This window comes from Pseudomonas sp. G7(2022) (genome assembly GCF_052660475.1).
Genome location: NZ_CP109659.1, coordinates 1,394,932 through 1,407,575, shown reverse-complemented (window position 1 = coordinate 1,407,575; position 12,644 = coordinate 1,394,932). Strand labels below are relative to the sequence as shown.

Annotated in this window: 16 protein-coding genes; 12 read left to right on the top strand and 4 right to left on the bottom strand. The window is 60.4% G+C overall.

The window, feature by feature from the left end:
* Positions 1 to 137 precede the first annotated feature (137 nt).
* The 4 genes from NE357_RS06335 to NE357_RS06320 are packed head-to-tail and all read left to right on the top strand — an operon-like array spanning position 138 to position 2,584.
* Entirely contained in the window at positions 138 to 446 is a 309-nt protein-coding gene (locus NE357_RS06335) for a BufA1 family periplasmic bufferin-type metallophore (protein ID WP_169429162.1), read from the top strand.
* Positions 447 to 471: 25 nt separating this feature from the next.
* Positions 472 to 1,359: an MNIO family bufferin maturase gene (bufB, locus tag NE357_RS06330; RefSeq protein WP_169429161.1), complete on the top strand. Its 888-nt coding sequence runs from the start codon at positions 472 to 474 to the stop codon at positions 1,357 to 1,359.
* The gene (locus NE357_RS06325; RefSeq protein WP_169429160.1) at positions 1,356 to 2,114 is read left to right on the top strand and encodes an HvfC/BufC N-terminal domain-containing protein; all 759 of its coding nucleotides are present in this window, start codon (positions 1,356 to 1,358) and stop codon (positions 2,112 to 2,114) included. Before bufB ends, NE357_RS06325 begins: the two co-directional genes overlap by 4 nt.
* Entirely contained in the window at positions 2,111 to 2,584 is a 474-nt protein-coding gene (locus NE357_RS06320; RefSeq protein WP_169429159.1) for a DoxX family protein, read from the top strand. The genes NE357_RS06325 and NE357_RS06320 overlap by 4 nt, the downstream gene beginning before the upstream one ends.
* On the opposite strand, the gene NE357_RS06315 is transcribed toward NE357_RS06320, so the two are convergent.
* Complete coding sequence (locus NE357_RS06315; RefSeq protein WP_169429158.1) at positions 2,575 to 3,489, bottom strand: LysR family transcriptional regulator; 915 nt, start codon at positions 3,487 to 3,489, stop codon at positions 2,575 to 2,577. The genes NE357_RS06320 and NE357_RS06315 overlap by 10 nt on opposite strands.
* A gap of 103 nt (positions 3,490 to 3,592) precedes the next feature.
* On the opposite strand from NE357_RS06315, the gene NE357_RS06310 reads away from it, so the two are divergent.
* The 3 genes from NE357_RS06310 to NE357_RS06300 all read left to right on the top strand — a co-directional run bounded on the left by NE357_RS06310 (position 3,593) and on the right by NE357_RS06300 (position 6,614).
* Entirely contained in the window at positions 3,593 to 4,192 is a 600-nt protein-coding gene (locus NE357_RS06310) for a short chain dehydrogenase (protein WP_169429157.1), read from the top strand.
* 59 nt (positions 4,193 to 4,251) lie between these two features.
* A complete protein-coding gene (locus NE357_RS06305; RefSeq protein WP_169429156.1) occupies positions 4,252 to 4,905 on the top strand; it encodes a COG3650 family protein in 654 nt (217 codons plus the stop codon).
* A gap of 95 nt (positions 4,906 to 5,000) precedes the next feature.
* Positions 5,001 to 6,614 carry an NAD(P)/FAD-dependent oxidoreductase gene (locus tag NE357_RS06300; RefSeq protein ID WP_169429155.1) on the top strand — a complete coding sequence of 538 codons (1,614 nt, stop codon included), beginning with the start codon at positions 5,001 to 5,003 and terminating at the stop codon, positions 6,612 to 6,614.
* 51 nt (positions 6,615 to 6,665) lie between these two features.
* Here the strand turns inward: NE357_RS06300 and NE357_RS06295 are convergent, their stop codons facing one another.
* Positions 6,666 to 7,760: a PLP-dependent cysteine synthase family protein gene (locus NE357_RS06295; protein WP_169429154.1), complete on the bottom strand. Its 1,095-nt coding sequence runs from the start codon at positions 7,758 to 7,760 to the stop codon at positions 6,666 to 6,668.
* Positions 7,761 to 8,006: 246 nt separating this feature from the next.
* On the opposite strand from NE357_RS06295, the gene nhaA reads away from it, so the two are divergent.
* The 4 genes from nhaA to NE357_RS06275 all read left to right on the top strand — a co-directional run bounded on the left by nhaA (position 8,007) and on the right by NE357_RS06275 (position 11,045).
* Positions 8,007 to 9,194, top strand: coding sequence for a Na+/H+ antiporter NhaA (nhaA, locus tag NE357_RS06290; RefSeq protein ID WP_169429153.1), 1,188 nt, complete (start codon positions 8,007 to 8,009; stop codon positions 9,192 to 9,194).
* A gap of 121 nt (positions 9,195 to 9,315) precedes the next feature.
* Entirely contained in the window at positions 9,316 to 10,527 is a 1,212-nt protein-coding gene (locus tag NE357_RS06285; protein WP_169429152.1) for an S-type pyocin domain-containing protein, read from the top strand.
* Complete coding sequence (locus NE357_RS06280) at positions 10,524 to 10,754, top strand: DUF7683 domain-containing protein (protein ID WP_169429151.1); 231 nt, start codon at positions 10,524 to 10,526, stop codon at positions 10,752 to 10,754. The genes NE357_RS06285 and NE357_RS06280 overlap by 4 nt, the downstream gene beginning before the upstream one ends.
* Positions 10,755 to 10,790: 36 nt before the next feature.
* Positions 10,791 to 11,045, top strand: a complete 255-nt coding sequence (locus tag NE357_RS06275; protein WP_169429150.1) for a colicin E3-like toxin immunity protein — start codon at positions 10,791 to 10,793, stop codon at positions 11,043 to 11,045.
* Between the two features lie 63 nt (positions 11,046 to 11,108).
* Here the strand turns inward: NE357_RS06275 and NE357_RS06270 are convergent, their stop codons facing one another.
* Entirely contained in the window at positions 11,109 to 11,573 is a 465-nt protein-coding gene (locus tag NE357_RS06270; RefSeq protein WP_024776354.1) for an outer membrane lipoprotein, read from the bottom strand.
* Between the two features lie 168 nt (positions 11,574 to 11,741).
* Between NE357_RS06270 and NE357_RS06265 the strand changes: the two genes are divergently transcribed.
* Positions 11,742 to 11,978, top strand: coding sequence for a hypothetical protein (locus NE357_RS06265; RefSeq protein ID WP_085712943.1), 237 nt, complete (start codon positions 11,742 to 11,744; stop codon positions 11,976 to 11,978).
* 5 nt (positions 11,979 to 11,983) lie between these two features.
* Here NE357_RS06265 and pdxH read toward each other — a convergent pair whose 3' ends face one another.
* On the bottom strand, positions 11,984 to 12,631 hold the full coding sequence (gene pdxH, locus NE357_RS06260) for a pyridoxamine 5'-phosphate oxidase (protein ID WP_169429149.1): 648 nt from the start codon (positions 12,629 to 12,631) through the stop codon (positions 11,984 to 11,986).
* Positions 12,632 to 12,644: the final 13 nt, after the last annotated feature.

Below are 12,644 nucleotides of genomic sequence, written 5' to 3'. Positions count from 1 at the left end.
ACGGCCTTCGGGCCGTTTTTTTTGCGCTTTTAAAATTGTTTTCGCGATCGCTGTAACGTATCGCCAGGTCGTTTCTCTAGTGGGGTAAGCAAGCGCACATCGCTTGTTCCAACCCAAGTTCAAACCGGAGAAACATCATGACTGCTACCACCCGCACCCTGTCCGCCACCGCCCTGGTTCTGGCCCTTGGTTCCGCCCTGACCATGGCCGCTGTTTCGACCGTTCAGGCGGCCGACAACAGCAACATGGAAAAATGCTTCGGCGTGGCCATGAAAGGTCATAACGACTGCGCCGCCGGCGCCGGCACCACCTGCGCAGGCACGGCGAAAATGGATTACCAGGCCAACGCCTGGAAGTTCGTTCCAAAAGGCACCTGCACCACCACCGAAAGCAAAACCTCGCCGACCGGTTTCGGTCAGATGGAAGCCTTCAAGGCCAAGTCCTGATCCGGAGGCTGCCCGAGTGTCGATCATGATCACATCCTGCGACCATGCCTCCCCCCGCACTCGGGCAGCCCTCACCGGGCTCCCGCCTCGCGCCGGGCTGGGGCTCAAGACCGGGCACTTTCGTGAAGTGCTCGGTTCTCTTCCGGACATCGGTTTCTTCGAAGTCCACGCCGAAAACTACATGGTGGCCGGCGGCCCGTTTCATCATTTTCTGGGTTTGATCCGAGAAGCGTATCCGCTGTCGCTGCATGGCGTCGGCCTGTCTATCGGTGCCGAGGGCCCGCTGGATGTTCAGCACCTCAAACGCCTGAGTACGCTGATCGAGCGTTATCAACCCCACGCCTTTTCCGAACACCTGGCCTGGTCGACTCACGGCCCGGTGTTTCTCAATGACCTGCTGCCCCTGGCTTACGACACGCCGACGCTGAACCGCGTCTGCGAACACATCGACCAGGTACAGAACACCCTCAAACGTCCGATGTTGCTGGAGAATCCGGCGACCTATCTGGCGTTCGAGCGCTCGACCATCGACGAAGCGGAGTTCATCCGTGAAGTCATTCGGCGCAGCGGCTGCGGTCTGTTGCTGGACGTGAACAACGTCTACGTCTCATGCATCAATCATCAGCGCGACCCCCTGGCCTACCTCGACGCACTGCCTTTGCATGCAGTTGGCGAGATCCATCTGGCGGGGTTTGCCGAAGATGCCGACAGCCTCGGTGATCGCTTGCTGATCGACGATCACGGCGCACCGATCGATCAGGCCGTCTGGGCGCTGTACCGCCAGGCGCTGGAGCGCGTCGGCCCGGTGGCGACGCTGATCGAACGGGACAATCAGGTGCCGGCCTTCGATGTGCTGATGGCCGAAGCGCAGCAGGCCGATGAGCTGTTGCTGTGCGCGGGAGCTCGGCGATGAGCACTCAAGCCGCATTCAACGCAGCGTTGCTCGATACCGACCTGCCCTGCCCCGACGGTTTGTGCAGTGCCAACGGCGCCGATCCGGCCAGTCGTTTCGCGGTGTACCGCAACAACGTGCAGGGTTCGCTGATCAATGCATTGGCCGACAGTTATCCCGTGGTGATGCAGTTGGTGGGTGACGAGTTCTTTCGGGCCATGGCCGGAGTTTTCATTCAAAACCACCCACCACGAAGCCCGTTGATGAGCGACTACGGCAGTGAGCTGGCGGACTTCATCAGCGGGTTCGAACCTGCCGCGAGCGTTCCCTATCTGGACGACGTGGCAAGACTGGAACGCCTGCGCACGCTGGCCTATCACGCGGCCGATGCGTTGCCTCTGAGTCAGGAGCGGATCGCCACTGTATTTGCAGATGCCGATGGGCTGAACGAACTGCGGATCGGCCTGCATCCTTCGCTGTATCTGCTCGATTCAAACTTCGCCGTGGTGGACATCTGGGCCGCGCATCAGCACGACGCGACCCTGGCCGGCATCGATCTGAATCAGGCCCAGCACGCGCTGATCCTGCGCAACGGGCTGGAGGTCGAGGTATTCAACGTGGATCTCGGCATCAGCCAGTTCATTCGCCAGCTCAAGGCCGGCCTTTCACTTACCCAGGCGCTGGCATCCGCAGACGCCTTCGATCTCGGCCAGACCCTCGCCCTGTTGATCAGTCGCCAGGCCATCACCCATTTACATCACAAGGATTCGCCATGAACAGCCTCACTGCCCGCGCCATTGCGCTGCTGGAAAAAATCCCGCACAGCCTGATCGCCTTCATCGCCCGTTTCTCCATCGCCGCAGTGTTCTGGAAATCCGGGCAGACCAAGGTCGAGGGCCTGGCCATCGACCTGATCGACGGCACGTTCCAGATTGGCTGGCCACATCTGGCGGACTCGACGATTCCGCTGTTCCAGAGCGAATACCACGTGCCGCTGCTGTCACCGGAAATCGCCGCGTACATGGCTGCGTTCGCCGAACACTTTTTCCCGATCCTGATCCTCGTCGGTTTCGCTACCCGGTTTTCAGCGCTGGCATTGCTGGGCATGACGCTGGTCATCGAGCTGTTCGTGTATCCCGACGCTTACCCGACTCACGGCACCTGGGCGGCAGTGTTGCTGTACCTGATGACCACCGGACCGGGCAAATTGTCGATCGATCATCTGATCGCACGACGTTACCGCTGAAGACGGTCCAGGGCCTCGCCGCTGCGCTTGAACCAGCCGATCAGATAGTCCGCCAGCACTTGAGTACGCCTCGGCAGCCCGCCCTGATACGGATGCACCAGATACATCGGCATGCGCCGGGTCTGAAAATCCCGAAGGAGCCAGCGCAATCGGCCGTCAGCCAATTCCGTCTGCAACAGATAGGACGGCAGTCGAGCGATGCCGGCGCCAGCGAGTGCGGCCTTTTTCAGCAGGCTGTAATGATTGCTGGCGAACGGCCCCGACACCCGTACCCGCAACAGCTCGTGCTGCTGGTGGTACAGCCACTCTTCGCGGCCGCCGTAGTGACTGTTGAGCAGGCAACGATGTTCGGTCAGCGCCTGTGGCGAAAGCGGTTCGCCGAAACGTTCAAGGTAGGCCGGACTGGCGCAGGTCATTTCTTGCCAGGCCAGCAAAGGCTTGGCTACCAGTCGCTCGTCGTTGGCCACTTCAGTGCGGATCGCCAGATCGAAACCGTCGCGGGACAGGTCGCGGTAACTGTTGTTCAGCTCCAGTTCGATCTGCACTTCGGGGTATTTCTGCGAAAACTCCAGCACCAGACCGTCGAAGAAGGTTTCCCCCAGCGACACCGGCACGGTCATACGTACCGGACCTGCCATGTCGTCCTTCAAACGTGCCAATGCCTGACGCGCTCTTTCGACCTGGACGACAAGCGCCTGGGCCTGCGGCAACAACGCCGCGCCGGCCGCTGTCAGGTTCAACCGACGCGTGGTGCGTTGCAGCAACACCACGGAAAACTGCGCCTCCAACTGACTGATGCGCTTGGACAACTGCCCCTTGCTGCACCCCAGTTGCTGCGCCGCCAAGGTAAAACTGCCGGCCTCGATCAATACCGCGAACGCCGCCAGATCGTCGATCTCGCTCATGGATTGTTTCCATTTGAAAACCAAAGGTTGCCCATTAGCGCGCTTATCAGCGAAAAAAACCACTCTAGACTGAAAGCTCGTTCAATCACTTGAGGCAAGTACGATGAAAATTCTGTTGATCGGCGCTGGCGGCACCATCGGTTCGGCGGTGGACAAAGAACTGTCGCAGCGTCACGAAGTCATTCGCATCGGCCGCCGCAGCGGCGATTTCCAGGTGGACATCAGCGACAGCGCGTCGATCCGCAAGCTGTTCGAACAGACCGGCAAGTTCGATGCGCTGGTGTGCGCCGCTGGCAACGTGACCTTCGCCCCGCTGGGAGACATGAACGAAGCCAGCTTCGCCCTCGGCCTGAAAGACAAACTGATGGGCCAGGTCAATCTGCTGCTGATCGGTCGCGAATTTGCCAACGACGGTGCATCGTTCACCTTCACCACCGGCGTGCTCAGCCACGACCCGATCCGCAGCGGTGCTTCGGCTGCACTGGTGAACGGCGCGCTGGACAGCTTCGTCCGCGCAGCGGCCATCGAGCTGCCACGCGGCCTGCGCGTGAACTCGATCAGCCCGACCGTTCTGGTGGAAGCCATGGGCAGCTACGCCCCGTACTTCCGCGGCTACAAGCCGGTTCCCGCAGCGGATGTGGCATTGGCCTACGCCAAAAGTGTCGAAGGCTTGCAGACAGGTCAGACATTTCACGTGGGCTAAACCCTTGTGATGAACGGTCAGCCTGCGTAACGTGACGGCACTTGTCTGGAGAGCCGAAGATGCGTGTTGCCCGTTCCTTGATCGTTGTTGCCCTGCTCCCTCTGTTTGCCGCGTGCCAGTTGTTCGACGGTGCGCGGACAAGCGCCTCCCACGTCGGCCAGACGCGGATGCAGGGGCAACTGACCGCGGCCGACGGCAAACTGGTGTTCCAGGCCTGCGGCGAGCAGCGCCAGTACGTGATCAACGACGTCGGCGGCACCAGCGTCCTGCAGGAGGCCGCCACCCTGGCCGATCAACAGGGCAAGCTGTTCGCCGACGTACGCGGCAAGATCGCCGGTGATCGTCTCGACCTGACCCAGTTGTACCGCGTCGAACGTTCCGGCACTGCCTGTGACGACCCCAACTTCAAACAAATGATCCTGCGCGCTGCCGGCCATGGCCCGGAATGGAACGTCAAGGTCAGCGGCAAAGGCATGGTCATCGACCGCGAAGGTCAACCACCGCTGGCAGTGCCTTACGTCGAAGAGCAATTGGGCGACGGTCGTTTCAACCTCAGCAGCGAAGCCAACAACCAGCGCATCGAGCTGTGGGTGGCGCCGCAGCGGTGCGTCGACAGCAACACCGGCAGCGTGCAGCACATGAGCGCCGAACTGCGTATCGACGGCAAGGTGCAGCGCGGTTGCGGGTATTTCGGCGGTTCACGCAACGACTGATCGTTTAACCCTCACGGGATCCGGCCGTTGCGGCTTATAATCGCCGCCTTCAAACGCCCTGGCGCAGTTGTGCGCCCCGCGAACCGGATCCTGTCATGTTACGAATCACTGAACTCAAGCTGCCGATCGACCATCCCGACGAAGACCTGCGCGCCGCCATCGTGCAGCGCCTGGGCATTGCCAGCGATGAGCTGCTCGATTTCACCTTGTTCAAGCGCAGCTACGATGCGCGCAAAAAGTCCTCCGAACTGTGCTTCATCTACACCATCGACCTCGAAGTGCGCGACGAGGCCAAGGTACTGGCCAAGTTCGCCGATGACCGCAACGTCAACGTGGCGCCGGATGTCAGCTACAAATTCGTCGGCCAGGCGCCAAGCGACCTGAGCCAGCGCCCGATCGTGGTCGGCTTCGGTCCGTGCGGGATCTTCGCCGGCCTGCTGCTGGCCCAGATGGGCTTCAAGCCGATCATCCTCGAACGCGGCACCGAAGTGCGCCAGCGCACCAAAGACACCTGGGGCCTGTGGCGCAAAAGCGTGCTCAACCCCGAGTCCAACGTGCAGTTCGGTGAAGGCGGCGCGGGCACGTTCTCCGACGGCAAGCTGTACAGCCAGATCAAGGACCCGAAGTTTCTCGGCCGCAAGGTGCTGCACGAATTCGTCAAGGCCGGCGCACCGGAAGAAATCCTCTACGTCAGCAAGCCGCACATCGGTACGTTCCGCCTGACCGGCATGGTCGAAACCATGCGTGAAGAGATTCGCGCCCTGGGTGGTGAAGTTCGCTTCCAGGAACGCGTCACCGACGTGCTGATCGAAGACGGCCAACTGGTCGGCGTCGAGCTGGCCAGCGGCGAAACCCTGCATTCGAAACACGTGATCCTGGCGCTGGGCCACAGCGCCCGCGATACTTTCCGCATGCTGCACAGCCGTGGTGTGTTCATGGAAGCCAAGCCGTTCTCGGTGGGTTTCCGCATCGAGCACCCGCAATCGCTGATCGACCGTGCGCGGCTGGGCAAGTATGCCGGTCACCCCAAGCTGGGAGCCGCCGACTACAAACTGGTACACCACGCCAAAAACGGCCGTTCGGTCTACAGCTTCTGCATGTGCCCGGGCGGCACCGTTGTCGCTGCAACCTCCGAGCCGAATCGTGTGGTCACCAACGGCATGAGCCAGTACTCGCGTAACGAGCGCAACGCGAACTCCGGCATCGTCGTCGGCATCACCCCGGAAGTCGATTACCCGGGCGGCCCGCTGGCCGGCATCGAGTTGCAGGAGCGTCTGGAATCCCACGCCTTCATCCTCGGCGGCAGTGACTACAAGGCACCGGCGCAATTGGTTGGCGACTTCATCAACGGCACGCCGTCCACCGAACTGGGCGAGGTTGAACCTTCGTACAAGCCGGGCGTGGCACTCGGGGATCTGGCCCTGGCGCTGCCGGACTTTGCCATCGAGGCAATCCGTGAGGCGTTGCCTGCGTTCGAGAAGCAGATTCGCGGCTATTCGCTGCACGATGCGGTGCTGACCGGGATCGAGACGCGGACTTCGTCGCCGCTGCGGATCACGCGTAACGAATCGCTGCAGAGCATGAACGTGAAGGGTCTGTTCCCGGCCGGTGAAGGTGCGGGGTATGCGGGCGGGATTCTGTCGGCGGGCGTTGACGGGATTCGCATTGCCGAAGCTGTAGCGCGTGACATCCTGGGCCTCGAGGCCTGATACCGGAAAATTGTGGGAGCGGGCTTGCTCCCACATTAAGTTCCGGGTGTATCAAATATTGGCGCGCAGAACCGAGGCTGGCAGCGCTTCACCCTTCTCGGCACTTGCTGCCACAGCCGCCATCAATCCCTCCAGCTCATAGCCCTGCGCCTTGAGCCACGCCTGATCGTAATACGTGTCTGCGTAGCGCTCGCCGCCATCGCACAGAATCGCCACGATCGACCCCGACTCCCCCGCCGCTTTCATCTGCTGCGCCGCCATCAGCGCGCCGATCAGGTTGGTGCCGCTCGACCCGCCCACATGCCGCCCCAGACGCCGCGCCAGGTAATGCATGGCCGCCAGCGACAAGGCATCCGGCACCTTGACCATCGCATCGATCACCTTCGGCAGGAACGACGCCTCCACCCGTGGCCGGCCGATGCCTTCGATCCGCGAACCGTGGTCCAGACGCAGGCTGGCATCACCGGTCTGGTAAAAATCGAAGAACACCGAACGCTCGGCATCGGCGCACAGCACGCGGGTGCAGTGCTGGCGATAGCGCACGTAACGGCCGAGGGTCGCGGTGGTGCCACCGGTGCCGGGGCTGGAAATCAGCCAGGCCGGGCAAGGGTGCTGCTCGTAGCGCATCTGCTGGAAGATCGACTCGGCGATGTTGTTGTTCGCCCGCCAGTCGGTGGCGCGCTCGGCGTAGGTGAACTGGTCGATGAAGTGACCGTCGTGCTCGCGGGCCAGGCGTTCGGATTCGGCATAGATCTGGGTCGGATCGTCCACCAGATGACTCTGGCCACCGTAGAACGCGATCTGGGCAATCTTCTCCTTGGACGTGGTCGCCGGCATCACCGCAATGAACGGCAACCCCAGCATCCGCGCAAAGTACGCTTCGGAAATCGCCGTTGAACCGCTGGACGCCTCGATCACCGGCGCGCCGGGCTTGAGCCAGCCGTTACACAAGGCGTAGAGAAACAGCGAACGGGCCAGACGGTGCTTGAGGCTGCCGGTGGGATGGCTGGACTCGTCCTTGAAATACAAATCGATACCCGGGAACCCCGGCAGCGGCAAGGGGATCAGGTGCGTGTCGGCGCTGCGCTGAAAGTCAGCTTCGATGATCCGGATGGCTTCGCGGGCCCACTGTCGGTTGTCGCTCATGGCTGTTGTTCTCGTTGAATCGGGCAGAAGTGCCTTCACAGGCTCAGCCCCCAAGCTTAGGAAAAATCCTGCCGCACTGACAGATACAGCTGAGCTTCAATACCTTTGGCAACTGCTAGGCTCTGCTGCAGGTCTGGCAGGCGCCTTGTAACCATATATAACAAAAAAGAATATAAATTTTGTTTTAACAACTAACAGTACGGGTTAGGGTGTCCCACCTTTTGACTTTATCGATGGAGAGCGACCTTGCCTCTGCGTAGCACTTTCACGCGTTTCTTTCAGTTGGAAGCTGCCAGCGGTCTGTTACTGATCGCCGCGGCCATCCTGGCTCTAATCATCAACAACTCGCCGCTGTCGTGGCTGTACACCGGCCTGCTCGACACCCCGGTGGTCGCGCAGATCGGCGCGTTGAAAATCGCCAAACCCCTGCTGCTGTGGATCAACGACGGCCTGATGGCGCTGTTCTTCCTGCTCATCGGCCTGGAAGTGAAGCGCGAAGTGCTCGACGGCCAGCTGTCGAAACCGTCGCAGATCGTCCTGCCCGGCGCGGCGGCCATTGGCGGCATGCTGGTGCCGGCGCTGATCTACTGGTTCCTCAACCGTGACAACCCGGCCGCCCTCGATGGCTGGGCGATCCCCACCGCCACCGACATCGCCTTCGCCCTCGGCGTACTGGCCTTGCTCGGCAAGCGGGTGCCGGTGTCGCTGAAGCTGTTCCTGATGACCCTGGCGATCATCGACGACCTCGGCGCCATCGTGATCATTGCGATCTTCTATTCCGGCGAACTCTCGACCCTGTCGCTGGGTCTGGCGGCGGCGTGCATTGCGGCGCTGGTGGCGATGAACCGGCTCGGGGTGGTCAAGCTCGGGCCGTACATGATCATTGGGCTGATCCTGTGGGTCTGCGTGCTCAAGAGCGGTGTCCACGCGACGCTGGCCGGCGTGACCCTCGCATTCTGCATCCCGCTGCGCACCAAAAACGCCGAGCCTTCGCCGCTGCTGACCCTCGAACACGCGCTGCACCCGTGGGTGGCCTACGGCATCCTGCCGCTGTTCGCCTTTGCCAATGCCGGCCTGTCGCTGACCGGCGTTACCGCCGAAAGCTTCACCCACCACGTGCCGATGGGCATCGCCGTCGGCCTGTTGCTGGGCAAGACTGTCGGTGTATTCGGTCTGACCTGGCTTGCCGTGAAAACCGGCATCGCCGCCCTGCCCCAGAACGCCAACTGGGGTCAGGTGCTGGGCGTGGCGATCCTGTGCGGGATCGGCTTCACCATGAGCCTGTTTGTCGGCTCCCTCGCCTTCGTGCCGGGTGCCAGTGAATACGCCGGGATGGACCGGATGGGCATTCTCACCGGCTCGGTGTTCGCGGCATTGATCGGTTATGCGGTGACATTGGCGGCAAGCAGAAAGAACACCGCACTGCCTTCCTGATGCCGTAGCGAACAATCTCCACGTCTTTAGAGACGCGTCCTACAGCCACGACTTTCCTGCTTCGTTAACGTCGTGCAGCCCCTTTCTAGGGGCTGTCGATGCATGAACGAAAGGACAATCAGTGGCTGGTCAAAAGGACGTTCCCCGGGTTCCCAACCCACCGGCAGGCGACGGGCATCACGTCACCTACCGCTACATGACGGCCACCGAACTGGCCGATCAGGACGAGCGACAAAACAAGTACGACGCCATGCTGGCGCGGCAGGAGGCCTTCGAGCGCAGCCGTGAGGTGGCGGCGAACAAGCCTGAGCCAATGCGCGCCGGCTGCACGTTCGCCAAGTCCTGCAAATTGCCGGACGCGATCATCGATTACTCGAATCCTTCGGGAATGGTCCCCACCGACAGCCTGAAAGATTACGGCGATCTGATCCTGCTCGGCGGCCGTAAAGCCGATGACAGCGGCGGCGTTCCACTCAAGAAAATCAGCGGCACCGCCATCCCGGCAGGCCTGGGCACCTTCGCCCTTGCGGGTGAAGCATTCAAGGCATTGCCCGCGATGGCCTCCACTGCCGTCATCACCCCGCTGGTCGGGCTGGTGGCGATGTTCATGCCATCGAACCTGGGCGACAGCGCGCTCTATACCGAAGACCAGTTGCTTGCCCTCAAGCAGGCTCGAACCCGCGTGCGCTTGCATGTCGAACAACAGGCCGACGGCAGCCTCAAGGGTTACGGCTTCTACACCGGCAAGAACCGCGACTGGGAAATGGTCGATGTCGCGCAGTTCACCGCACGCGGTAACCGCTTTGTCGCAGACCTCGGCGAAGGCATCGAGCTGATCTGGACGCCTGCCGTGGACGGCTCCGACATCCTCGGCATCCCCGCGCTGGAAGCCGCTCCGCAGGCACCGCATATCTGGGTGTACCCACCGACAAAAGCGGCGGACGGGATCCTGGTGAACCCGGTTTATCCGCCGGAGTATCGGGATTTCATATTGGTTTTTCCGGCGGATTCTGGAGTTGAGCCGCTTTATATTGTTGTCAGCACTCGAGCAGGAGATCACGAGTACCATCCGGCCCCCGACGTACTCCCAGCCTTTCCTGATGCGAAAATTGTAGGTCGTAAAACAGCCGTACAAGGTGGCGGAGCCAAGCGCAAAAGATGGAAAACTGCTAAGGGTATTATTCTTGAATGGGACTCTATGCATGGCACTGTCGAAAAATACGACTCCAGAGGAAAACACATTGGAGAGTTCGACCCAAATACAGGTGAGCCAACATCTACAAAAAAGAATAAAAAGTCGAAGAAAGGCAAAAAAAGGAGCATTGAACCTTGAGATTTTTAGTAGAAGCGTTTGACAAAAAAACAGACTTCCAGGCTTTCGTGATTGAGTTGCCAGCGAGATGTGATGAGCAAATAAAAGCCATCATGGGTTGGACAAAAGAGCAACACGGCTGGGAAGGTTACGATTTAAGCCCCCAACAGATACAAGCGATCGAAAAACTTATAGGTAGGTCAATTGTGAATCAGGACTTCTACTTCCAATTGACATGCAATGTATAAAATCACTCTACGTTGCGAGAGTTCCAGGAGAAACTTGTGGGTTTGAAAATCAGCCTCGATTGGTATGACAAAGAAACTAGTCACGGCATCGGAGATGAGTTATCGAAAGACTTCGGTGACGATGGCTCCGTGATCGAGGCGCTGGGCATTCCAATAGAAAACAACATAAACAACGGTGGATTTAACGTTACCAACGACTGGGTAAGTATTCTTCAAACTCATTTCAATCATGCCATCAATTTAAATTTGTATGACTACCAAGTTTCCTTCGACTACTGCGATCACTGGTAAACACCAAACAAAAAACCCCGACCAGTCACCTGATCGGGGTTTTCCTTTACCGCTCTTTCCCGCTTAGTGCGAAACGCGGCTGGTCCCGCCGACAGTCGAAATCCGTACCCGCTCACCGACGCGGAACACTTCATTCTCCTGCACTTGCTGCACGTAGGCGCGCATGCTGCCGTCGTCTTCGCGCACGGTGATTTCAACACCTTGAGTACGGGTCAGGCCTTCTTCGGTGGCGGAACCGATCAGGCCGCCGGCCACGGCACCGATAACGGCTGCCACGATGCTGCCACGACCACCGCCGATGGCGCTGCCGCCGACACCGCCGACCACTGCACCGGCTGCGCCGCCGATCGGGGTCTTGGTGCCTTCGATTTTCACCGGACGCAGGGATTCGATGGTGCCCATGCGAATCGTCTGCACGCGACGCGCTTCGTCACGGGAGTAGGAGTCACCGGTCAGGCTCGATTGGCAGCCGGTAAGCAACATCGCCATCGTGGAAAAGGAAGCAACCAGCAGAACAGACTTACGCATAGGATCAACTCCAAAGGACAGGTATTTATTAAACTCCGCAGCTTGACGCCTGTCACGGCGCCGCCCGGATAAATTTGGTTTCATTCAGGTCCGGTACAGGGCCTCCACGAACTCACCCAACAGTAGCGCCAAAATACATAGCTTGCGCCGCCGACCCCAAGGATTTTCATGGATTACTTCATCATCGTCGTCACAACCGTCGCCGGTTTGTACTTCCACTGGTGGTTGTACGTGCGGATCAAACGCTGGATGGACCGCGATCTGGCATTGTCGCTGGCCGGCAAGGATGAAGGCAAACGCGCCTACATGCTCGAACGGCTGGCGCAAGCCCGATCGCAGAAGATCAGGCGTCGGGACCTGCCGAAGTGGCTTGAGGCCGCTGCGGCAGGCTATCCCGCTCGGTAGACTGCTTAAGGTGCCAGACGTTCAAGAATCCAGTCGGCGCCCTGCAAACGGTAGTTGAGGCGATCGTGCAGGCGGCTGGCGCGCCCCTGCCAGAACTCGATGCGCTCCGGGAGCAAACGGTAACCGCCCCAGTGTTCCGGGCAATCGGGCTGGGTGTCGGTGAAGCGCTGCTCGGTAGCCTTGAGCAATTCTTCCAGTTCCCCCCGGCCATTGATCACCCGGCTCTGCGGTGAAGCCCAGGCGCCCAGTCGGCTGCCCAAAGGTCGCACCTGATAATAGGCGTTGGACTCTTGCGGCGTGACCTTCACCACCCGCCCTTCGATGCGCACCTGGCGCTCCAGGGTCGGCCAGAAGAACGTCATGGCCGCGAACGGATTCGCGGCCAGATGCTGACCTTTGGCACTTTCGTAGTTGGTGAAGAAGGTGAAGCCCTGCTCGTCCAGACCCTTGAGCAGCAGAATGCGGCAGTGCGGACGCCCGTCCGCATCGACCGTGGCCAGGGTCATGGCGTTGGCCTCCACTGGTGCCTGCTCGGTTTTCACCGCGTCGGCGAACCACTGGTGGAACAGCGCAAAAGGCTCGACCGGGGCTTGCGCCTCGGTCAGGCCATCCCGGGTGTAATCACGACGCATATCTGCCAGAGCCTGGGTCATGGCGCATTCCTTT

Bases quoted from the DNA above. Each gene is read 5' to 3' on its own strand.
- NE357_RS06315 (WP_169429158.1), bottom strand. From the start codon at position 3,489: ATGAGCGAGATCGACGATCTGGCGGCGTTCGCGGTATTGATCGAGGCC.
- NE357_RS06335 (WP_169429162.1), top strand. From the start codon at position 138: ATGACTGCTACCACCCGCACCCTGTCCGCCACCGCCCTGGTTCTGGCC.
- NE357_RS06325 (WP_169429160.1), top strand. From the start codon at position 1,356: ATGAGCACTCAAGCCGCATTCAACGCAGCGTTGCTCGATACCGACCTG.
- bufB (WP_169429161.1), top strand. From the start codon at position 472: ATGATCACATCCTGCGACCATGCCTCCCCCCGCACTCGGGCAGCCCTC.
- NE357_RS06320 (WP_169429159.1), top strand. From the start codon at position 2,111: ATGAACAGCCTCACTGCCCGCGCCATTGCGCTGCTGGAAAAAATCCCG.
- NE357_RS06295 (WP_169429154.1), bottom strand. From the start codon at position 7,760: ATGAGCGACAACCGACAGTGGGCCCGCGAAGCCATCCGGATCATCGAA.
- NE357_RS06300 (WP_169429155.1), top strand. From the start codon at position 5,001: ATGTTACGAATCACTGAACTCAAGCTGCCGATCGACCATCCCGACGAA.
- NE357_RS06270 (WP_024776354.1), bottom strand. From the start codon at position 11,573: ATGCGTAAGTCTGTTCTGCTGGTTGCTTCCTTTTCCACGATGGCGATG.
- NE357_RS06305 (WP_169429156.1), top strand. From the start codon at position 4,252: ATGCGTGTTGCCCGTTCCTTGATCGTTGTTGCCCTGCTCCCTCTGTTT.
- pdxH (WP_169429149.1), bottom strand. From the start codon at position 12,631: ATGACCCAGGCTCTGGCAGATATGCGTCGTGATTACACCCGGGATGGC.
- NE357_RS06310 (WP_169429157.1), top strand. From the start codon at position 3,593: ATGAAAATTCTGTTGATCGGCGCTGGCGGCACCATCGGTTCGGCGGTG.
- NE357_RS06265 (WP_085712943.1), top strand. From the start codon at position 11,742: ATGGATTACTTCATCATCGTCGTCACAACCGTCGCCGGTTTGTACTTC.